General features: G+C 62.1%; 17 protein-coding genes, 1 other RNA gene and 2 pseudogenes. 9 read left to right on the forward strand and 11 right to left on the reverse strand.

From position 1 onward, the window contains the following. Window positions 1-33: 33 nt before the first annotated feature. The gene (locus LRS56_27685) at window positions 34-516 is read right to left on the reverse strand and encodes a sn-glycerol-3-phosphate transporter (protein ID WDU62471.1); all 483 of its coding nucleotides are present in this window, start codon (window positions 514-516) and stop codon (window positions 34-36) included. Between the two features lie 325 nt (window positions 517-841). On the opposite strand from LRS56_27685, the gene LRS56_27690 reads away from it, so the two are divergent. Both LRS56_27690 and LRS56_27695 read left to right on the forward strand, forming a co-directional pair. Next, window positions 842-3229 carry a TonB-dependent receptor gene (locus tag LRS56_27690; protein WDU62472.1) on the forward strand — a complete coding sequence of 796 codons (2388 nt, stop codon included), beginning with the start codon at window positions 842-844 and terminating at the stop codon, window positions 3227-3229. 27 nt (window positions 3230-3256) lie between these two features. Further along, complete coding sequence (locus LRS56_27695) at window positions 3257-3910, forward strand: gamma-glutamylcyclotransferase (protein WDU62473.1); 654 nt, start codon at window positions 3257-3259, stop codon at window positions 3908-3910. On the opposite strand, the gene glpT is transcribed toward LRS56_27695, so the two are convergent. Next, window positions 3907-5244 carry a glycerol-3-phosphate transporter gene (gene glpT / locus LRS56_27700; protein WDU62474.1) on the reverse strand — a complete coding sequence of 446 codons (1338 nt, stop codon included), beginning with the start codon at window positions 5242-5244 and terminating at the stop codon, window positions 3907-3909. The two genes, LRS56_27695 and glpT, sit on opposite strands and share 4 nt — an antisense overlap. Window positions 5245-5517: 273 nt before the next feature. Then, a complete protein-coding gene (locus tag LRS56_27705; protein ID WDU62475.1) occupies window positions 5518-6495 on the reverse strand; it encodes an NADPH:quinone oxidoreductase family protein in 978 nt (325 codons plus the stop codon). Between the two features lie 150 nt (window positions 6496-6645). Between LRS56_27705 and LRS56_27710 the strand changes: the two genes are divergently transcribed. After that, a complete protein-coding gene (locus LRS56_27710; GenBank protein ID WDU62476.1) occupies window positions 6646-7053 on the forward strand; it encodes a flagellar basal body-associated protein FliL in 408 nt (135 codons plus the stop codon). Window positions 7054-7270: 217 nt separating this feature from the next. On the opposite strand, the gene LRS56_27715 is transcribed toward LRS56_27710, so the two are convergent. The 4 genes and pseudogenes from LRS56_27715 to LRS56_27730 form a co-directional block, all read right to left on the reverse strand. Next, complete coding sequence (locus LRS56_27715; GenBank protein WDU62477.1) at window positions 7271-8389, reverse strand: ABC transporter permease; 1119 nt, start codon at window positions 8387-8389, stop codon at window positions 7271-7273. Beyond that, a pseudogene (rbbA, locus tag LRS56_27720) lies at window positions 8389-11105 on the reverse strand (ribosome-associated ATPase/putative transporter RbbA). The gene LRS56_27715 and the pseudogene rbbA overlap by 1 nt, the downstream one beginning before the upstream one ends. Then, the gene (locus LRS56_27725; GenBank protein WDU62478.1) at window positions 11102-12067 is read right to left on the reverse strand and encodes an efflux RND transporter periplasmic adaptor subunit; all 966 of its coding nucleotides are present in this window, start codon (window positions 12065-12067) and stop codon (window positions 11102-11104) included. The pseudogene rbbA and the gene LRS56_27725 overlap by 4 nt, the downstream one beginning before the upstream one ends. 140 nt (window positions 12068-12207) lie before the next feature. Beyond that, window positions 12208-12656: pseudogene (locus tag LRS56_27730) on the reverse strand (EVE domain-containing protein). Between the two features lie 196 nt (window positions 12657-12852). On the opposite strand from LRS56_27730, the gene LRS56_27735 reads away from it, so the two are divergent. Continuing rightward, window positions 12853-13002: a hypothetical protein gene (locus LRS56_27735; GenBank protein WDU62479.1), complete on the forward strand. Its 150-nt coding sequence runs from the start codon at window positions 12853-12855 to the stop codon at window positions 13000-13002. Between the two features lie 7 nt (window positions 13003-13009). Here the strand turns inward: LRS56_27735 and LRS56_27740 are convergent, their stop codons facing one another. The 4 genes from LRS56_27740 to LRS56_27755 all read right to left on the reverse strand — a co-directional run bounded on the left by LRS56_27740 (window position 13010) and on the right by LRS56_27755 (window position 14429). Continuing rightward, entirely contained in the window at window positions 13010-13639 is a 630-nt protein-coding gene (locus tag LRS56_27740) for a 5-formyltetrahydrofolate cyclo-ligase (GenBank protein ID WDU62480.1), read from the reverse strand. Window positions 13640-13696: 57 nt separating this feature from the next. Further along, window positions 13697-13875: non-coding RNA, 6S RNA (gene ssrS / locus LRS56_27745), on the reverse strand. A gap of 30 nt (window positions 13876-13905) precedes the next feature. Continuing rightward, window positions 13906-14223: a cell division protein ZapA gene (locus LRS56_27750; GenBank protein WDU62481.1), complete on the reverse strand. Its 318-nt coding sequence runs from the start codon at window positions 14221-14223 to the stop codon at window positions 13906-13908. Continuing rightward, a complete protein-coding gene (locus LRS56_27755; protein WDU62482.1) occupies window positions 14220-14429 on the reverse strand; it encodes a TIGR02449 family protein in 210 nt (69 codons plus the stop codon). Before LRS56_27755 ends, LRS56_27750 begins: the two co-directional genes overlap by 4 nt. Before the next feature lie 138 nt (window positions 14430-14567). On the opposite strand from LRS56_27755, the gene LRS56_27760 reads away from it, so the two are divergent. From LRS56_27760 to LRS56_27780, 5 genes are read left to right on the forward strand one after another with little or no spacing between them, the layout of a single operon-like run. Next, window positions 14568-15125 carry a YecA family protein gene (locus LRS56_27760; GenBank protein ID WDU62483.1) on the forward strand — a complete coding sequence of 186 codons (558 nt, stop codon included), beginning with the start codon at window positions 14568-14570 and terminating at the stop codon, window positions 15123-15125. Between the two features lie 37 nt (window positions 15126-15162). Further along, a complete protein-coding gene (gene pepP / locus LRS56_27765; GenBank protein ID WDU62484.1) occupies window positions 15163-16485 on the forward strand; it encodes a Xaa-Pro aminopeptidase in 1323 nt (440 codons plus the stop codon). Beyond that, a complete protein-coding gene (ubiH, locus tag LRS56_27770; GenBank protein ID WDU62485.1) occupies window positions 16482-17669 on the forward strand; it encodes a 2-octaprenyl-6-methoxyphenyl hydroxylase in 1188 nt (395 codons plus the stop codon). The genes pepP and ubiH overlap by 4 nt, the downstream gene beginning before the upstream one ends. Then, the gene (locus LRS56_27775) at window positions 17662-18147 is read left to right on the forward strand and encodes a DUF4442 domain-containing protein (protein ID WDU62486.1); all 486 of its coding nucleotides are present in this window, start codon (window positions 17662-17664) and stop codon (window positions 18145-18147) included. Before ubiH ends, LRS56_27775 begins: the two co-directional genes overlap by 8 nt. A 9-nt stretch (window positions 18148-18156) precedes the next feature. Then, window positions 18157-19374, forward strand: a complete 1218-nt coding sequence (locus LRS56_27780) for a 2-octaprenyl-3-methyl-6-methoxy-1,4-benzoquinol hydroxylase (GenBank protein WDU65823.1) — start codon at window positions 18157-18159, stop codon at window positions 19372-19374. The last annotated feature ends 93 nt before the right edge of the window (window positions 19375-19467 follow it).

Below are 19467 nucleotides of genomic sequence, written 5' to 3' on the forward strand. Positions count from 1 at the left end.
CCAGCTCCCACATTGGATTGTGCCGTGTCAGTGTCAGAAGCGTACGCCGGTCGTCACCATCGCCGCATTGAACCCCAGCAACACCAGCTCCGCCGCCACCGGCCCGTAGTGGGCGCCCACGGACGGAATAATCACTGGCGCCACGCCGAAGCGGTTCAAAGGGATCTTGTCGCGGTACTTGCCGCGATAGCCCTGGATCGCCCCGCCTGTCAGCTTCAGGTACACCGGGTAGTCCGTCATGTCATAGCGCTTGCCGGCATAGGCGTAGTACGAGCGCTGGCTGAACGAGTTGCGAAACGTCGCCCCGCCATACACAAAGCCTGATGCCTCATTACGTTCCAGGCCGATCAAGTCCTGGTTGTTGTTGTGGTCCGGGTCGGGCGCGAAGTGCCGGGTGTAGACGCTGGTCTGCGCATACCAGAAGCCTTTGCCATCCTCGGCAGGCGCTGTTTCGCCCGCCAGTGCGGTGGTGGCCTGGGCCAGGAACAACAGGCCAGGCAGTCGAAATTTTTTCATGGGTGCGACCTCGATAGTCGGTTTGATGGGCGGCTAGGTGGGTCGTATGTGCGCGCCATTTTGACGGCTGGGCGCGTCCCCAGGCTGAACCGGCGCTGAAACTATCGGGATTGCCCCGCGCAATCCTGACGAAAGGCTCGCTGTGCTTATGCTTTTGCTTATTCCTTAAAAGTATTTAATTTGTTACATAAATATCTTTAAGCTATATCTCAACGGACTACCGATCTTCTTCCAACAACCAATAACTGACCGCCACCGCCCGCCAGCCGGATCGATCTAACCAACTCAAAACATGACGTTCTGAGTTGAATCCAAGGGGAGCGGTATGGGGAGCTACAAGAAACACGCGCTGTACACAGCGATTTTGTCGGCCAATTTGCTGACCGCCGTGAGCTTTAATCCCGTCCTGGCGGCCGAAACGTCCGCCGTCGATGCACCTAAACTCGACACTGTGATCGTCACCGGCACCCGCGCCCAGGAGCGTACGGCCAGCGCGTCGCTGTCACCCATCGACGTGATTTCCGGCGACAGCCTGCGCAGCACCGGCTCCGATGAGCTGGGGGCAGTGCTGGCTCGGCTGATTCCGTCGATCAACTTCCCGCGCCCAAGCCTGGTGGACGGTGCCGAGTTGGTGCGCCCTGCGCAGTTGCGCGGCCTGTCGCCGGATCAGGTACTGGTGCTGGTCAATGGCAAGCGCCGTCACACCAGTGCCTTCGTCAATCTCGGCGGGGCGGTGGGCCGTGGCTCGGCACCGGCGGACCTGAATGCAATCCCGCTGTCGGCGGTGGACCATATCGAAGTGCTGCGCGACGGCGCTTCCGCGCGCTACGGCTCGGATGCGATTGCTGGCGTGATCAACGTCATCCTCAAGCACGCCGACCATGGCGGCTCGATCTCGACCAAGTTCGGCGAATACAAGAAGGGCGATGGCATCCAGCGCAACGTCAGTGGCAACACCGGCCTGGCCTTGGGCGACAACGGTTTTATCAACCTGTCGGCCGAAGGCGCCGACAACGATTACACCAACCGCGCCGGTAAAGATTTCCGACCCGCCAGCGTAGGTTCCACCACCTACGGCCAGCAGGTGTTTCGCCAGGGCGAGCCGGCGACTAACGAGGGCAAGCTGGCGTTCAACTCCGAATACGCCTTCAGCGATGGGTTGGAGTTCTACACCTTTGGCGGCTATAGCAAGCGACGCGGCGAGACGGCAGCGTTCTACCGTGCGAGTAACGCGAGCAACAACATCGCGGCGCTCAACCCCAATGGCTACTTGCCGCTGATCAAAGGCAACCTCGAAGACACCTCGTTGGTGGTAGGCCTGCGCGGTTTATTGGCCTACGACTGGCATTACGACCTGTCGGCCAACTACGGCAAAAACCAGTACGCGCTGAGCACCGAAACCATCAACACCTCGCTTGGCCTGGCCACGCCGCGCAAGTTCGACAACGGCACCCTGAGCAATGACCAGAAGCAAGTCAGCCTGGACCTGTCCCGTGAGTTCGACGTGGGTTGGCTGCCTTACCCGGTTTCGGTGGCGTTTGGCGGTGAATACCTGCACCAGGGCTATGAAATCGAAGCCGGGGAGCCGGCCTCCTATTTCCAGACCGGCAGTTCCGGCCTCGGTGGCTTCCGTGATGCCGACGCCGGCAGCAGCTCGCGTCACAACTGGGCGCAGTACCTGGACCTGGAAACCAACTTCACCGAAAAACTCAGCGCTTCGGCCGCCGTGCGGCATGAGGACTACAGTGATTTTGGCTCCAACGTCAGCGGCTCGCTGTCGGCCCGCTACGACTTCACCCCACAGGTGGCCTTGCGCGGCAGCATTTCCAATGGCTTTCGCGCACCGTCCCTGGCCCAGCAGAACTTTGCGTTTACCTCGTCACAGTTGATTGGCAGCGACATTCGCGAGGCCGGCACTTTCCCAGCCTCAAGCCAGGTCGCCCGCTTGCTCGGCGCGGACGACCTGAAGGCCGAGAAGTCGCGTAACTACAGCCTCGGCCTGGTACTGGAGCCCGCCGATGACTTGACCGTGACGGTGGACGTGTACCGCATCGACATTCGCGACCGTATCAGCCTGTCGTCCAACCTCAACCTGGACCCGGCAACCCAGGCCTATCTGCGTGCCAACGGTGTGGGCAATATCAATTACACCACTGCCCGCTACTTCACCAACGCCACTGACACCAGCACCGACGGCGTCGACTTCGTGGCCAACTATCGCTACCAGTTCGATAACGGCATCCGCTGGAGCAGCACGGTGGGCTACAACTACAACCACACCAAGGTGACGGATGTGAAGCCCAACCCGGCCATTCTCGACAGCCTGGGGGCAAACCTGGTGCGGGTGGACCGTCGTGAAAAAAGCGGCTTGCTGGGGGATACCACGCCTGAACACAAGTTGACCCTGGGTAACGACTTCACATTCGGCAATTGGGCACTGCACAGCAACCTGGTGCGCTATGGTGAATTCACCAGCTATCAGGCGGACAAGGCCAACGACCAGACCTTCAAGGCAGCCTGGGTGCTGGATTTATCGGCGGACTACAAGCTGAAGAACTGGACCTTCACCCTGGGCGGCGACAACGTTACCGATAAATACCCGGAGAAGGTCAACGCCTTTGCCAGCAGTGGTGGCAATTTGGCCTATAGCACTTTTTCGCCGTACGGTTACAGCGGCGCGTTTTATTACGGTAAAGTTGCTTACAACTGGTAACACACAGGAGGCGCACCGCTTTTCGCCATGACCGCCATTGAATCCGATCTTTTGCAATTGGCTTACCCTCCGCGGCTCGATCTGGGGCCGCAACTCACTCACGAACAGTTATTGAGCTCGATGCAGGCCACCATGGGCCGGCACAAGGGTGGGCCGGTCTGGCTATTTGCTTACGGTTCGCTGATTTGGCGCCCTGAATGCTCGTCGACCGAGCGGGTGCGGGCACGGGTGCACGGCTATCACCGCGGCCTGTACCTGTGGTCCCACGAGCATCGGGGTACGCCGGAACTGCCGGGGTTGGTGTTCGGGTTGGATCGCGGCGGCTCCTGCAGTGGGTTTGCCTACCGCCTGCCGGAAGATCAGCTGGAAGCTTCGCTTTACGCGTTGTGGCGTCGCGAAATGCCGTACCCCTCCTACCGGCCACATTGGCTCAGCTGCCGTCTGGAAGATGGCAGTCAGGTACAGGCGTTGGGGTTTGTATTGGAGCGGCACCTGCCCAGCTACGCCGGCAACTTGCCCGACGCGGTACTCAATCATGTGCTGGAAAGCGCTTGCGGGCGTTACGGCACTACGCGCGATTATGTCGAGCAGACCGTCAACGCCCTGCGTAGCCACGCCATGCCAGACAAGAATCTGGAGGCGCGGCTCAAGCGGTGTGCCAAGGATTGCTCAGGCGGTTAACGCGCCGAGCTGACGCTGTTGGTGTGCCACAGCGTTGGGATCAGGAACGCGATAGCCAGCAGGCACGCGCCAATCAGCAGTACAAAACCGCCGTCCCAGCCGAAATGGTCCACGGTGTAGCCCATCGCCGCACTCGCGGCTACCGAACCGCCCAGGTAACCAAACAGACCGGTGAAACCCGCAGCGGTACCGGCGGCTTTCTTCGGCGCCAATTCCAGGGCCTGCAGGCCGATCAGCATCACCGGGCCGTAGATCAGGAAGCCGATCGAGAACAGCGCGATCATGTCGACCATCGGGTTGCCCGGCGGGTTGAGCCAGTAAACCAGGGTCGCCACGGTCACCAGTGCCATGAACACGATGCCGGTCAGGCCACGGTTGCCACGGAAGATTTTGTCCGACATCCAGCCGCACAGCAGCGTGCCCGGAATACCCGCCCACTCGTAGAAGAAGTACGCCCAGGACGACTTGTCGACCGTGAAGTGCTTGGCTTCCTTGAGGTAGGTCGGTGCCCAGTCCAGCACGCCGTAGCGCAGCAGGTAGACGAACACGTTGGCAAACGCGATGTACCACAGCATTTTGTTACGCAGCACGTACTTGACGAAGATTTCCTTGGCGCTGAATTCGTCTTCGTGGCTGGCGTCGTAGCCTTCCGGGTAGTCGTTCTTGTACTTCTCAATCGGCGGCAGGCCCACCGATTGCGGGGTGTCGCGCATGGTGATGAAGGCAAACGCCGCCACCAGCAAGGCCACGGTGGCCGGTACGTAGAATGCCGCGTGCCAGTCGTTGAACCAGGCCATGCCCAGCAGGAACAGCGGGCCGATCAGGCCGCCGCCGACGTTGTGCGCCACGTTCCATACCGACACTACGCCGCCGCGTTCTTTCTGCGACCACCAGTGCACCATGGTCCGCCCACTTGGCGGCCAGCCCATGCCCTGAGCCCAGCCGTTGATGAACAGTAAAATGAACATCATGGTCACGCTGGACGTGGCCCAAGGTGCGAAACCGAAAATGAACATCACCCCCGCCGACACCAATAGGCCGAAGGGCAGGAAGTAGCGTGGGTTGGAGCGGTCGGACACCAGCCCCATCAGAAACTTGGACAGGCCGTAGGCAATCGCAATCGCCGACATCGCCAGGCCCAGCTCGCCACGGGTGTAACCCTCGTCGATCAGGTAGGGCATGGCCAGCGAGAAGTTTTTGCGTAGCAGGTAGTAGCCGGCATAGCCGAAGAAAATACCGGCGAAGATCTGCCAGCGCAGCCGTCGGTAGGTACTGTCTATTTTTTCTTCAGGCAGGGGCGCCTGGTGTGCGGCAGGACGAAAGAAAGCAAACATTCAAGAGCTCCAAATTTCTTGTTTTGACTGCGGATGCGAATGTTACAGTTTCGTTACCGAAAATAGCATCGCCTCTTATCCGCAAACACAGGAAATGGGAGCAATCGCATGTTCTGTTATGAACATGTCGCTAATAGATAAGTGATGGTCGTGAGCAGTGCTTAAGGCCACTGAGGATCCAATGTGGGAGCTGGCTTGCCTGCGATGGCGGTCTGTCTGCCAACCCGCTATCGCAGGCAAGCCAGCTCCCGCATTGATTTCATTTCAAATCGGCTAGCGGGTTTGCACGACGATTTTGCCCACCGCCTTGCGCTGCCCCAAATCATTGATTGCCTGTGCCGCCTGTTCCAGCGGATACACCTGAGACACCAACGGTTTCAACTTACCCTCGGCATACCAACTGAACAATTGTTGGAAGTTCGCCGCATTATCCTGTGGCTGGCGCTGCGCAAACGAACCCCAGAACACCCCAACCACCGCCGCGCCCTTGAGCAGTGCCAGGTTCACCGGCAGCTCCGGAATGCGCCCGCTGGCAAAACCGACCACCAGCAAGCGGCCATTCCAGGCGATGGCACGGATGGCTTGGTCGAACAGATCACCGCCCACCGGGTCGTAGATCACATCGGCGCCGTTGCCGTCGGTCAGGCGCTTGATCTCGTCTTTCAGGCTGGTTTCGCTGTAGTTGATCAGCTCATCGGCCCCGGCGGCCTTGGCCACGGCCAGCTTGTCGGCGCTGCTGGCGGCGGCGATTACGCGCGCGCCCATGGCCTTGCCGATTTCCACCGCAGCCAGGCCCACGCCACCGGAGGCGCCGAGCACCAACAGGGTTTCACCCGGTTGCAGGTTGGCCCGTTGTTTCAGCGCGTGCATCGAGGTGCCGTAGGTCATGCTGAAGGCGGCGGCGGTGTTGAAGTCCATGCTCGGTGGGATCGGCAGCACGTTGTAGCCCGGCACCGCGACCTGTTCGGCAAAGCTGCCCCAGCCGGTCAGGGCCATGACCCGGTCGCCGACTTTCAAGTGGCTGACCTTTTCCCCCACGTCACTGACCACGCCCGCCGCTTCGCCACCCGGCGAGAACGGGAAGGGCGGCTTGAACTGGTACTTGCCTTCGATGATCAGGGTGTCCGGGAAGTTGACCCCGGCGGCATGCACGTCCAGCAGGATTTCGTTCTTCTTGATCGCCGGGCTTGCGATCTCTTCCAGCACCAGGGTTTCGGCGGGGCCGAAGGCTTTGCACAGCACAGCTTTCATCGGACTATTCCTTTTGGCGTCGTGGCCGATAAGTGTAGGAGGGTACGCCCGTGGGTCAACGAGCATGCCCGGGCCTGATAAGTCGCCATAAGCTTGTGCTCAGCCTTGCTAGCGTTATGCTACCTGGCAACCGAATGTGAGGAATGAACTGTGAAAGCGTGGATCCTGTTGATGCTGGCCCTGACCTTGCCGATGGCAGCCCAGGCCGAAGAGGCCAAAGAAGGCGAGGCGCCGAAAGTCAGCTATATCAGCCTGAGCCCGCCGTTCGTGGGCAACTATGGCCTGGACGGCACGGGGAAACTCAAAGTGTTCAAGGCCGACATCGCCCTGCGCGTGACCGGCACCGAAGCGGCTGCGGCGGTCAAAGCCAACGATCCCTTGATTCGTAACCAACTGGTGGCGCTGTTCACCCAGCAGACCAACGAAACCATGAGCACCGTCGACGGTAAGGAAAAACTGCGCCAGGAAGCCCTCAAGCAAACCCAACAAGTGATGAACGACGAGACCGGCAAGCCGGTGGTGGAAGACCTGCTGTTCAACAACCTGATCATCCAGTAAGCCTGTTTCTGCGGCGAGCGGGGCTTATGTGGCGAGCGGGGCTGTTGTGGCGAGCGGGCTTGCCCGCGTTGGGCGGCGAAGCCGCCCCAAAACCAAACGCCGCGGTGCGCCTGAAAAAATGTGGTGGACCAGGATGGGGCTGCTGCGCAGCCCAACGCGGGCAAGCCCGCTCGCCACAACACCCCCTCCCACCACAACGAGCCCCCGCTCACATCGATCAAGACGCGAGGCTTTTGCGAAACCTGGCCAATGCCACCGCAAAAAACAACAGCCCGATCCCCGCCAGCGCCAGCAAATCCGGCCACACCACGCTCACCCCGGCATCCCTGAACAAAATCGCCGCACTCAAGCTCACAAAATGCGTCGACGGCGAGCCCTGCATCACCCATTGCAACCATTCGGGCATGCTGTCCAACGGCGTACTGCCGCCTGACAGCAACAGCATCGGGATAATCACCGGGATCGCCAGCAAGCCGAACTGCGGGGTGGAGCGGGCGAGGGTCGCGAGGAAGATCCCCAACGCGGTGCTGGCAAACAGGTACAGCGCCGTGACGAACAGAAACAGGCTCAGCGACCCGGCCAGCGGCACGCCGAGCAGCCCTTTGACCACCACCTCCAACGACAGCCAGGTACACAGCACCACCACCAGCATATTGCTCCAGATTTTTGCCAGCATGATTTCCAGCGCAGTCAGCGGCAGCACCAGCAGGTGGTCGAGGGTGCCGTGCTCGCGTTCGCGCAGCAGCGCGGTGCCGGTCAGGACGATGGCGAGGATGGTGATGTTGTTGATGATCTGGATCACCGCCAGAAACCAGCCGCCCTCCAGGTTGGTGTTGAACAGGGCCCGGGTCGTGAGCAGGGCCGGTGCTTGGCTGGCCACATCGGTTTGCCCACTGTAGGTCAGCAGCTCGCGCTGGAGAATCCGCCCGATGTAGCCTGCGCCCATGAACGCCTGGCTCATCGCCGTGGCGTCGACGTTGACCTGCACAGCGGGCTGGCGGCCGGCCAACAGGTCGGCCTGGAAGTTCGCTGGCACGTTGATCACGAAGGTGTATTCGCCACTGTCCATGACCTTGTCCAACTGGTCGTAGGCCAGCGGCGCGGGTGGCTGAAACTCGGGCGGCTGCAGCGCCTCGGCCATTTGCCGGGAGAGTGCGCTGTGGTCTTCATCGACAAACGCTACGCTGGCGTTGTGCACACCAATCACCGAGCCGGCGGCGGGCATGTAGATGGCCACGGTGAAGGCGTAGAACAAAAACAGCAGCAGCACGCTGTCATGGCGCAGGCTGGTGAGTTCTTTGAGGCCCAGCCGCAAGATATGCGCAAGCGTATGCATCAGGCCTCCTGTTTCTTGAGCATCACCAGGCTCAACCCGGTAAACCCGACGAAAAACCCGAACAGCGCCAGGCATTGCGGCCACAACTGGCGCAGGTCCAGAGCCTTGGTGAAAGTGCCCACGGCGATATCCAGGAAGTGCCCGGCGGGAAACAGCATGCCCATCAGCGCCGCCGCGCCTTCCAGGGACGAGCGTGGCACGATCAGCCCGGAGAACTGGATGGTCGGCAGGCTGGTGATGATCATGGTGCCGAGGATCGCCGCGATCTGGGTACGGGTGAACGCGGAAATCAGCAGGCCCATGCTGGTGGTGGCCAGCACGTACAGCAGACCGCCGAAGGCCAGGGTCAGGCCGCTGCCCTTGAATGGCACGCCGAACAGCCAGCGGTTCATTGCCACCAGCAGCGCCAGGTTGACCAGGCTCACCGCCAGGTACGGCGCCTGTTTGCCCAGCAGGAACTCCAGGCGGGTCAGCGGTGTGGCGTAGAAGTTGGTGATCGAGCCCAGCTCTTTTTCGCGCACGATGCCCAGCGCGGTGAGCATCGCCGGGATAAACGCCAGGATCAGTGCCATCACCCCCGGACCGATGGCATTCACGCTGACCACGTCCTGGTTATAGCGAAAGCGTGTTTCCAGCTTGGCGGCGGCCTGGTTGCTGCGCGGCAGGCTGCTCAATTCGGCCAGCTGCGTGAGGTTGCCCTGGTGCACCGCCTCTACATAGTTGCGGCTGGTTTCGGCGCGAAACGGCATGCCGCCATCGAGCCACGCGGCCACGGTGGGTTGGCGACCGGCGTAGAGGTCGCGGCCGAAACCCGGCGGGATTTCCAGGGCCAATTTGATTTCCGAACGTTGCAGGCGCCGGTGCAATTGCGTTGAGTCGCGGATGGCCGGCTGCTCGGCGAAATACCGCGAGCTGCGAAAGGCTTCCAGGTAGGCGCGGCTTTGTGGGGTCTGGTCCTGGTCGTACACGGCGAAAGCGAGGTTTTCCACGTCCAGGGAAATGCCGTAGCCGAAGATCACCATCATGAACATCGCGCCAAGCAGAGCGAAAGCCATGCGCACCTTGTCGCGCAGCAGTTCCTTGCCTTCACGGCTGGCCACGGCCAGCAGGCGGGTCAGGCTGAAACCGCGTTTGTTGACGGGCGGCGCGCTGGTTTCGCTGACGGTTTTGGCGGTTGCGGCAGGCTCGGGGTCGCCCTGGGCCTGTTCCAGGCAGGTGACGAACGCAGCCTCCAGGGTGTCGCCATGAAATTGCTGTTGCAGCGCATTCGGCGTATCGCAGGCCAGCACCTTGCCCGCGTGCATCAAGGAGATGCGGTCGCAGCGTTGGGCTTCGTTCATAAAGTGGGTAGACAGGAAAATCGTCACCCCTTGCTCGCGGGACAGTTCGATCAGCAGCCGCCAGAAGTCATCCCGCGCCGCCGGATCGACGCCCGAGGTCGGTTCATCGAGGATCAGCACTTCGGGGCGATGCAGCACCGCAACCGCCAGGGACAGACGCTGACGCAGGCCCAGCGGCAGCTCGCCGGACGGTTGCTCGGCGACGTCACCGAGGTCGAAGCGCTGGACCAGTTCATCAATGCGTGCGCCACTGTCGGCCTTGGGCAGGTCGAACAGTTGCGCATGGAGTACCAGGTTCTGGCGCACGCTCAGCTCGCCATACAGCGAGAAACTTTGCGACATGAAGCCCACGCGCTTGCGGGTGGCCAGGTCCTTGGCGTTAACCGGGTTACCCAGCAGCGTGGCGCTGCCTTCGGTGGCCGGCATCAGCCCGGTGAGGACTTTCATGGTGGTGGTCTTGCCGCAGCCGTTGGAGCCGAGGAAGCCGAAAATCTCGCCTCGACCGATAGCAAAACTGACCTTGTTTACGGCGGTGAAATCCCCGAAGCGCAGGGTCAGGTCGTGGGCTTCGATGGCGATATCGGCGGTGGCGTTGGCCCTGGGCGGGATTACCAGCGGCTGGTTGTTGTGGGCGCTGTCGCCCTGGAAGTGGGTGAATGCTTCATCCAGCTTGCCGCTGGGGGTGGCGGCCGCCAGCTCGCGGCTCAGGCCATCGGCGATCAGCTTGCCACGGTCGAGCATCAGGCAATGTTCGAATTGCTCGGCCTCTTCCATGTAGGCCGTGGCCACCAGCAGCGTCAGTTGTGGGCGTTCGCTGCGTACGGTTTCGACCAGTTCCCAGAAGCGCCGGCGTGACAGCGGGTCGACGCCGGTGGTGGGTTCGTCGAGGATCAGCAAGTCCGGGTCGTGGATCAGTGCGCAGCACAGGCCGAGCTTCTGCTTCATCCCCCGGACAGCTTGCCGGCCGGGCGTTCGGCGAAGCGTGCGAGGTCAGTGGCCAGCAGCAAGTTGTGCATACGCTGGTCGCAGTCGGCTTTCGACAGCCCGAACAGCGTGGCAAAGAAGCGGATGTTTTCGCTGATGGACAGCTCGGGGTACAGGTTGCCGCCCAAGCCTTGCGGCATGAAAGCGATTCGCGGGTACAGGCGGTTGCGGTGGCGGCGGTCTGCGATGGAGCCGCCGAGCACCTCCAGCTGGCCGTCCTGCAGCTTTTTGACCCCGGCGATCAGCCCCAGCAGGCTCGACTTGCCCGCGCCATCCGGGCCGATCAGCCCACAGCGGGTGCCGGCGGGCAGGCTGAAGGCGATGTCGACCAGTGCCTGTTGCTGGCCGTAGCGGTGGTGGATGCCCGTGGCGTGCAGCGCCAGGACGGTCATTGCAGGTTGGCCGGCCAGTCGATGTCAGCCGTGCGCACATAGCCGGCACCGGGCATGCCGGGTTTGGCCTGGGGCACGGCGCTGGGTTGGGTCAGGTGCAGTTTTACCCGAAACACCAGCTTCTGGCGTTCGTCGCGGGTCTCCACTTCCTTGGGGGTGAACTGGGATTTGGCCGCGACAAAGCTGATCTTGGCCGGCAACGACTGGTCGGGCAGGGCGTCGAGGAGCACCCGCGCTTCACTGCCGACAGTCAGTCGACCGGTCACGGACGCTGGCAGGTAGAGGTTCATGTACTGATCTTGTGGGTCGATCAGCAACAGCACGCGGCCACCGGCGCCGAGCACTTCGCCGGGTTCGGCCAGGCGCAGCTGGATAATCCCGTCGATGGGCGCCCGCAGGCTGCTGTCATCGATTTCGCTGGTGAGCTGGGCGACCTGGGCCTGGGCCGCGCCAATCGCAGCTTTCACCGAGTTGACTTGGGCTTGCGCAGCGATCACTGCCGCATTGCCGGTGTTTTGGCGCGCCTGTTGCTGGTCGATCAACTGGCTGCTGGCGAAGCCGCGCTTGTACAGCTCCTGGGTGCGCTTGAGCTCTTGGTTGGCCAGTAATTGCTCACTCTGGCGCAGTTGCACATTGGCCTCGGCGGAGGCGAAATTTTCCTTTGCGCGCAGCACTTCGGCTTCGGCCTGGGCGCGCTGGGCCTCAAGGGTGCGGGTGTCCATGCGGGCCAGCAGTTGGCCCTTGAGCACGTTGTCGCCTTCATCCACACGCACTTCGGCCAGACGCCCGGGGATTTTGGCGGCGATCTGCACTTCGGTGGATTCCAGGCGGCCGTTGCCCATGCTCAAGCCTTCGGGCAGGCGGTCCTGTGTCGACCGCCAGTAACCGAAGCCACCGGCACCCAGCAACAGGGCGATCAGGGCGATGGCGAAAAGGCGGGACATATGATGGTTCGTAGACATGGCTGCATCCTGCGGCATTAGCGTCCCAGTTTGACCGATATAGCCCGAAGGCCCTTGATGCCGGTCAAATGAAGCGCAAGCCTAACCCGCTTGGCACGCAGATGCATGCGGCAAAAGTGTGACCGCAGGGTTCTGCCTTTTCAGCGCAGTGCCAGCACCGCCGCCCATTGCTCGGCGGTGACCGGCATCACCGAGAGGCGGCTGCCTTTTTGTACCAGGGCAGTTCGGCAAGTGCCGTCTGTTGTTTCAGATAGCCGAGGCCCAGCACTTTGGGGAAGGTCTGGACATGCGCCACATTGATCGCACTCCATGGATTTTTTTCCGGGCTGGCCTTGGCGTCGAAATAGTGGCTGTCCGGCTCCAGCGCCGTGGGGTCCGGGTAGGCGGCCTCGACGATTTTGCCGATCCCGGCAATGCCCGGCTCGGGGCAACTGGAGTGGTAGAAGAAAAATTGGTCACCCACGGCCATGGCGCGCAAAAAATTGCGCGCCTGATAGTTGCGAACCCCGTCCCAGCGGGCTTCGCCAAGCTTTTCCAGGCCCTTGATGGAGAGTTCGTCGGGCTCTGATTTCATCAGCCAGTAGGCCATTTTGGGGCTCCTGAAAAAGGCATTGGGCAAGTTGTCCGGCAATTTTATGACAAACCGACAGTCGGTTGGCGTCAAGGTTTGCGTGTTGGTTCACGTTAACGCAGAATGCCGGGATTTTAAGCTTGACACTGCTGCAACGGGCTACTTTAGGAACGTTGTTAACATCGTGTACGAGGTGCCTGAAGGGGGGCAATCGATGCAACGTAAGCCGGATTTACTATGGATTTTGGTGATTTTGTTTGGTCTGGGTGTCGTGACCACCGGGTATGCACAAAGCTTGTGGTCGAACAAAACCGATGCCCCTGTTGAGCTGGCTCAGCAACAGCCGCAACCGTTCAAGCGTTAACCCTTCTTCAAGGCGCCGCTGATTCCAGTGGCGCCTGTGCGATATACCATCGTTTGTCAGTGACGGTGCCTGCCAACGGCACATCCCAGCTCGCTTGCACCAGTCGTTCGACTTTCTGACATTCATGGGCCAGGCCCAGCAGGGTCGGCTTGCGCCAGCTTTGGCGTCGCGCCAGGTAGGCGAGGCTGCGGTCATAGAAGCCGCCGCCCATGCCCAGTCGCCCACCGGCATCATCAAACCCCACCAGCGGCAGCAGCACCAGGTCCAGCGCCCAGACCTTGCGTTGTCGGCTGATATTCACCCGTGGCTCCAGGATGCGAAAACGGTTGGGCAAAAGCTTTTCCCCGGGGCGCACGCGCTGGAACACCATCTTGGTTCGCGGCCAGGCGCTGAGCACCGGCAGATAGGTGGCCTTGCCTCGACGCTGGGCAGCGCGCAGCAGCAAGCGCGGATCGATTTCACCGTCCGTCGGTAGATACAAAGAGATATGTCTGGCCCGGCGAAACAGCGGGTGCTGTGCCAGTTGCCGATACAGGCCATGGGCCGCCTTACGCTGCTCGCTCGGGGTGAGGGCGCGGCGGGCCTGGCGCAACATGCGTCGAAGGTGCGGACGGGAAAGCGGCGCAGGTTCGGTCATGGTTTTCGGCTCATAAAACAATGCCAGTCCGAGGACTGGCATTGAGTTTGGGAATTCAGGCTCCCCGACAGAACCGCTGTCGACTAAGCCCTTGAACCCGAAAGTTCAAGGTGGAAGAAGCAGTAGGCTTTAAGGCTTTCCGTCTAGCGGACATGCACACCAGCCCAACGTGCAACTTCCAGGGTAGTGCGAATCGGCTCCGGGACATCGCCGACTGGCAAGCACGCCAGGGAGTGGGGCGAGTATACCTTAAACAGTCTCGGCAATCAGCCCTTGGGTGCGTCTGAGTCGCTCGAAAGTACCAGATCAACACGTTCCAGCAGGTCACGCACCTGCTCACGCGTCGAGCCGCTGGCCTGCACGTCGGGGCGTTCCTGCTTATGCAGCAGGTCATGGGTGATATTCAGCGCGGCCATCACAGCGATGCGGTCGGCGCCGATGACTTTGCCGCTGCTGCGGATTTCACGCATCTTGCCATCCAGGTAGCGGGCGGCGCTCACCAGGTTGTTGCGCTCTTCCTGGGGGCAGATGATCGAATATTCTTTGTCGAGGATCTGCACGGTGACGCTATTGCTTGAACTCATGAGTCTTGCTCCAGGGCCTTCAGGCGCGAAATCATCGATTCGACCTTACGCCGGGCGATTTCGTTTTTTTCAATGAGGTGAGCGCGTTCCTCGCGCCAGGTCTTTTCCTGAGCTAATAGGAGTCCGTTTTGACTCTTAAGTTGCTCGACCCGAGTAATTAGCAATTCGAGTCTGGCCATCAGCGCTTGCAGGTCGGTGTCTTCCATTGGGTTCCACTGGATTTGTCTGATGAATGGCAACTGCAGGATAAACGATCTGACGCCCTTGATAGTCTTGGTACGTCTGCCGGTGCTAGGATACAGCGCTCCATTCTAGACATTGCGCCGTCTGGCGCCTAGCTCACCATGCCCATTCAGAACTCCCCGTACGACGCTTTTTCCAAACTGCTGAGCACCAGCGGCCACCCATGCTCGCCTGCCGAACTGCACGGCGTGTTGCTGGGCCGCAGTTGCACCGGTGTTGGCTTTGACGCCGACAACTGGCTGGCCGATGTGGCCGAGCTGCTGGAAAAGGAACCAGAAGATAATGTGCGCGCCGCGCTGATCGGCCTGCAGGAAATGGTCAAGGGCGAACTGACCGGTGATGACGTCACCGTGGTCCTGCTGCTGCCGACCGATGACGCGCCGCTCGCCGACCGCGCCGCCGCACTGGGCCAGTGGTGCCAAGGCTTTCTGCATGGCTTCGGCGTGAACGCCGGCGGCCTCGACCTGAGCACCGATGCCCAGGAAGTGTTGCAGGACTTGGCTGCCATCTCTCAGGTGCAAGACGCCCTGGAGGAGTCCGAAGACGGCGAAAGCGATTACATGGAAGTCATGGAATACCTGCGCGTCGCGCCACTGCTGCTGTTCACCGAGACCCGAAAGTCCGCTGAACCCGCCGCTCTCAAGCCGTCGTTGCACTAAGGCCGTCGCTGCACTAAGCAAGGAAACCCATCTGCCCATGATCCATATCCCCAAAGCGGAATACACCCGGCGCCGCAAGGCGCTCATGGCGCAGATGGAACCCAACAGCATCGCGATCCTGCCGGCCGCCGCCGTGGCCATCCGCAATCGGGATGTCGAGCACGTGTATCGCCAGGACAGCGACTTTCAGTACCTGAGCGGTTTCCCCGAGCCGCAAGCGGTGATTGTGCTGATGCCCGGTCGCCTGCACGGTGAATACGTGCTGTTCTGCCGCGAACGCAATGCCGAGCGCGAACTGTGGGACGGCCTGCGCGCCGGCACCGAAGGTGCGATCCGTGACTTTGGCGCCGACGACGCGTTCCCCATCACCGATATCGACGACATCCTGCCCGGCCTGATCGAAGGCCGCGACCGGGTGTATTCGGCCATGGGCAGCAATGCCGAATTCGACCGGCATGTGATGGAGTGGATCAACGTAATCCGCTCTAAAGCGCACCTCGGCGCCCAGCCGCCGAACGAATTTGTTGCCCTGGATCATCTGCTTCACGACATGCGCCTGTATAAATCGGCGGCAGAAGTGAAGGTGATGCGCGAGGCGGCGCGAATTTCCTGCGCGGCCCACGTGAAGGCGATGCAAGCCAGCCGCGCCGGTTTGCATGAGTTCAGCCTGGAAGCCGAGCTGGATTACGAGTTCCGCAAGGGCGGCGCCAAGATGCCGGCCTATGGCTCCATCGTCGCCGCCGGGCGCAACAGTTGCATCCTGCATTACCAGCAGAATGACGCGGTGCTCAAGGACGGTGACCTGGTGCTGATCGACGCCGGGTGCGAAATCGACTGCTACGCCAGCGACATCACCCGCACCTGGCCGGTCAACGGCAAGTTTTCGCCGGAACAGAAGGCGATCTACGAGATTGTGCTGGCCTCCCAGGAAGCCGCCTTTGCCGAGATCGCGCCGAATAAACATTGGAACCAGGCCCATGAGGCGACCGTGCGAGTCATCACCGCCGGGCTGGTGACGTTGGGGTTGCTGCAAGGTGATGTCGACGAGTTGATCGCCAGCGAAGCCTACCGCACCTTCTACATGCACCGCGCCGGCCACTGGCTGGGCATGGATGTGCACGATGTGGGCGAGTACAAGGTGGGCGGTGAGTGGCGTGTGCTGGAAGTCGGCATGGCGCTGACCGTGGAGCCGGGGATCTACATTTCGCCGGACAACCAGAGCGTGGCGAAGAAATGGCGCGGCATTGGCGTGCGCATCGAGGACGACGTGGTGGTGACCAAGCAAGGCTGTGAAATTCTGACCGGCGGCGTGCCCAAGGCTGTCGCCGAGATTGAAGCGCTGATGGCGGCTGCCCGATGAGCCGGGTCAATCTGGCGATTATCGGCGGCGGCCTGGTGGGCGCCAGCCTGGCGCTGGCCTTGCAGGCCGGGGCCAAGGCGCGTGGCTGGAAAATCGTGCTGATCGAACCCTTCGCGCCGGGCGACAGTTACCAGCCCAGCTACGATGCGCGCTCGTCGGCGCTGTCTTTTGGCGCTCGGCAGATTTACCAGCGCCTGGGCATCTGGCAGGACATCTCGCGCCGCGCCGAGCCGATCAAGCAGATTCATGTGTCGGACCGTGGGCGCTTTTCTACCGCACGTTTGTCCGCCATGGAAGAAGGCGTGCCGGCCCTCGGTTACGTGGTAGAAAACGCCTGGCTGGGGCAGTGCCTGTGGCAGGGTTTGGATAAAGACGTCGTCAGTTGGCGCTGCCCGGCGGAAGTCTCGCGCATGGAGCCGCTGCCCGACGGCTACCGCCTGACGCTCAACGATGAAACCGTGCTGGAGTGCGACCTCGCGGTGTTGGCCGATGGCGGCCGCTCCGGCTTGCGTGAGCAACTGGGTATCGGGGTAAAAACCCGCCCTTACAACCAGAGCGCGCTGATCGCCAACATCACCCCCAGCGAAGCCCACAACGGCGAAGCCTTCGAGCGCTTCACCGATGAAGGCCCGATGGCCCTGCTGCCGCTGCCGGACAACCGTTGCGCGCTGGTCTGGACCCGCATCGGCATGGACGCCCAACGGCTGGCCAGCCTCGACGAGCGCAGTTTCCTGAGCGAGTTGCAGGGCGTGTTCGGCTACCGCCTGGGCACCCTGAAGCAAGTCGGCGCCCGTCACTTATATCCGCTGACCCTGGTGGAAGCCGAAGAACAAGTGCGCTCGCACCTGGTGGTACTCGGCAATGCCGCCCACAGCCTGCACCCGATTGCCGGGCAGGGGTTCAACCTGTCCCTGCGCGACGCCAACGCTTTGGCCGAAGCCTTGCTGGCCGGGCCGCAAGTACCGGGTGACCTGGCGACCTTGCAACGCTATCGCGAGCGCCAGCGCCTTGATCAGAAATTGACCGTGGGCTTCTCCGATCAGGTCACGCGCCTGTTTGGCAGCGCCCAGCCGCTGGTTGCGCTGGGCCGCAATATGGGCCTGCTGGGCCTGGACCTATTGCCACCGGCCAAGCGCTGGTTCGCCCGTCAGGCCATGGGCCTGGGCACGCGTCCCGATGCGTAAGTGGTTGATCGAGCGCCTGGGCAAGGCGCGGCTGTTGCGCTGGATCATGACCCTGTACCCGCCGTATCTGGGCGCCGGTGTCAGCGTGCAGCACATGAGTGCCGATTTTCGGCATGTGAAAGTGCGCATGGGCCTGGGCTGGTACAACCGCAATTATGTCGGCACGCAGTTTGGCGGCAGCCTGTATTCGATGGTCGACCCGTTCTACATGTTGATGCTGATGGAGAACCTGGGTCGCGACTACATCGTATGGGACAAGGCCGCGAGCATCGACTTCGTGTCGCCGGGCAAGGGCCCGGTGTACGCCGAATTTTCCATCGACGAGGCCTTGCTGGACGAGGTCCGTCAACAGACCGCAGGTGGCGAGAAATATCTGCCTCACCTCAAGGTCCAGATTCATGACGGCTCCGGCACCCTGGTGGCGCGGGTCGACAAAACCCTTTACGTGCGGCGCAAGCCGCCAGCAAAGCAGGCTTAAAGCATGGACATGCGCGCAGATGTGCTGATCGTCGGGGCCGGAATGGTCGGAAGCGCCCTGGCGCTGGCGCTGCAGGGCAGTGGCCTGCAGGTGCTGCTGCTTGACGGCAGCCCGCTCAGTGTCAAGCCGTTCGACCGCGAGGCGGCCTTCGAGCCCCGCGTGAGCGCCTTGTCGGCCGCCAGCCAGCGCATCCTTGAGCGCCTGGGCGTGTGGGACGGCATTGTGTCGCGGCGCGCCAGCCCTTACGGCGAGATGCAGGTGTGGGACGGCAGCGGCACCGGGCAGATCCACTTTTCGGCGGCCAGCGTGCATGCCGACGTGCTCGGGCATATCGTCGAGAACCGTGTGGTGCAGGATGCCTTGCTCGACCGCCTGCATGACTGCGACCTCGGCCTTTTGGCCAATGCGCGCCTGGAGCAGATGCGCCGCTCCGGTGATGACTGGCTGCTGACCCTGGCCGATGGCCGCAAGCTGCGTGCGCCGCTGGTGGTGGCTGCCGATGGCGCGAACTCCGCCGTACGCCGCCTGACCGGCACCGCGACCCGCGAATGGGACTATCTGCATAACGCCATCGTGACCAGCGTGCGCAGCAGTCAACCGCACCAGCGAACGGCGTGGCAGCGCTTCACCGACACCGGCCCGCTGGCGTTTTTGCCGCTGGTGCGCGATGGCCAGGAGGATTGGTGTTCGATCGTCTGGTCGACCACGCCGGCTGAATCCGAACGCCTGATGGCGCTGGATGACGAAAGCTTCTGCCGTGAACTCGAACGCGCCTTTGAAGGACGCCTGGGGACGGTCGTCAGCGCCGACCCACGTGTGTGCGTGCCTTTGCGTCAACGTCACGCCAAACGCTATGTGGCCGAGGGCCTGGCGTTGATCGGCGACGCGGCCCACGTGATCCACCCGTTGGCGGGGCAGGGCGTGAACCTGGGCTTCCTCGATGCCGCAGTGCTGGCCGAGGTGCTGCTGGCGGCCACCGAGCGTGGTGAGCGCCTGGCGGACGTGAAAGTGCTGAGCCGCTACGAGCGTCGGCGCATGCCGCATAACCTGGCGTTGATGGCGGCGATGGAGGGCTTTGAGCGCCTGTTCCAGGCCGATCAGCTGCCGTTGCGCTGGCTGCGCAATGCCGGGTTGAAATTGGTCGACCAGCTGCCGGAAGCCAAGGCGGTGTTTGTGCGCCAGGCCCTCGGCCTCACCGGCGACCTGCCAGACCTCGCCAAACCCTGAATTGAAATACGCTCCCGATAGGCAGATGGGCTTTTGTGGCTGTCGTGGCTGCCGTGGCGAGCGGGCTTGCCCGCGTTGGGCTGCACAGCAGCC

It is taken from the genome of Pseudomonas poae (genome assembly GCA_028869255.1).
Classification (GTDB): domain Bacteria; phylum Pseudomonadota; class Gammaproteobacteria; order Pseudomonadales; family Pseudomonadaceae; genus Aquipseudomonas; species Aquipseudomonas poae_C.

Bases quoted from the DNA above. Each gene is read 5' to 3' on its own strand.
- LRS56_27775 (WDU62486.1), top strand. From the start codon at position 17,662: ATGCGTAAGTGGTTGATCGAGCGCCTGGGCAAGGCGCGGCTGTTGCGC.
- LRS56_27695 (WDU62473.1), top strand. From the start codon at position 3,257: ATGACCGCCATTGAATCCGATCTTTTGCAATTGGCTTACCCTCCGCGG.
- LRS56_27690 (WDU62472.1), top strand. From the start codon at position 842: ATGGGGAGCTACAAGAAACACGCGCTGTACACAGCGATTTTGTCGGCC.
- glpT (WDU62474.1), bottom strand. From the start codon at position 5,244: ATGTTTGCTTTCTTTCGTCCTGCCGCACACCAGGCGCCCCTGCCTGAA.
- LRS56_27705 (WDU62475.1), bottom strand. From the start codon at position 6,495: ATGAAAGCTGTGCTGTGCAAAGCCTTCGGCCCCGCCGAAACCCTGGTG.
- LRS56_27780 (WDU65823.1), top strand. From the start codon at position 18,157: ATGCGCGCAGATGTGCTGATCGTCGGGGCCGGAATGGTCGGAAGCGCC.
- LRS56_27740 (WDU62480.1), bottom strand. From the start codon at position 13,639: ATGACCGAACCTGCGCCGCTTTCCCGTCCGCACCTTCGACGCATGTTG.
- LRS56_27760 (WDU62483.1), top strand. From the start codon at position 14,568: ATGCCCATTCAGAACTCCCCGTACGACGCTTTTTCCAAACTGCTGAGC.
- LRS56_27685 (WDU62471.1), bottom strand. From the start codon at position 516: ATGAAAAAATTTCGACTGCCTGGCCTGTTGTTCCTGGCCCAGGCCACC.
- LRS56_27750 (WDU62481.1), bottom strand. From the start codon at position 14,223: ATGAGTTCAAGCAATAGCGTCACCGTGCAGATCCTCGACAAAGAATAT.
- LRS56_27715 (WDU62477.1), bottom strand. From the start codon at position 8,389: ATGCATACGCTTGCGCATATCTTGCGGCTGGGCCTCAAAGAACTCACC.
- pepP (WDU62484.1), top strand. From the start codon at position 15,163: ATGATCCATATCCCCAAAGCGGAATACACCCGGCGCCGCAAGGCGCTC.
- LRS56_27725 (WDU62478.1), bottom strand. From the start codon at position 12,067: ATGTCTACGAACCATCATATGTCCCGCCTTTTCGCCATCGCCCTGATC.
- ubiH (WDU62485.1), top strand. From the start codon at position 16,482: ATGAGCCGGGTCAATCTGGCGATTATCGGCGGCGGCCTGGTGGGCGCC.
- LRS56_27755 (WDU62482.1), bottom strand. From the start codon at position 14,429: ATGGAAGACACCGACCTGCAAGCGCTGATGGCCAGACTCGAATTGCTA.
- LRS56_27735 (WDU62479.1), top strand. From the start codon at position 12,853: ATGCAACGTAAGCCGGATTTACTATGGATTTTGGTGATTTTGTTTGGT.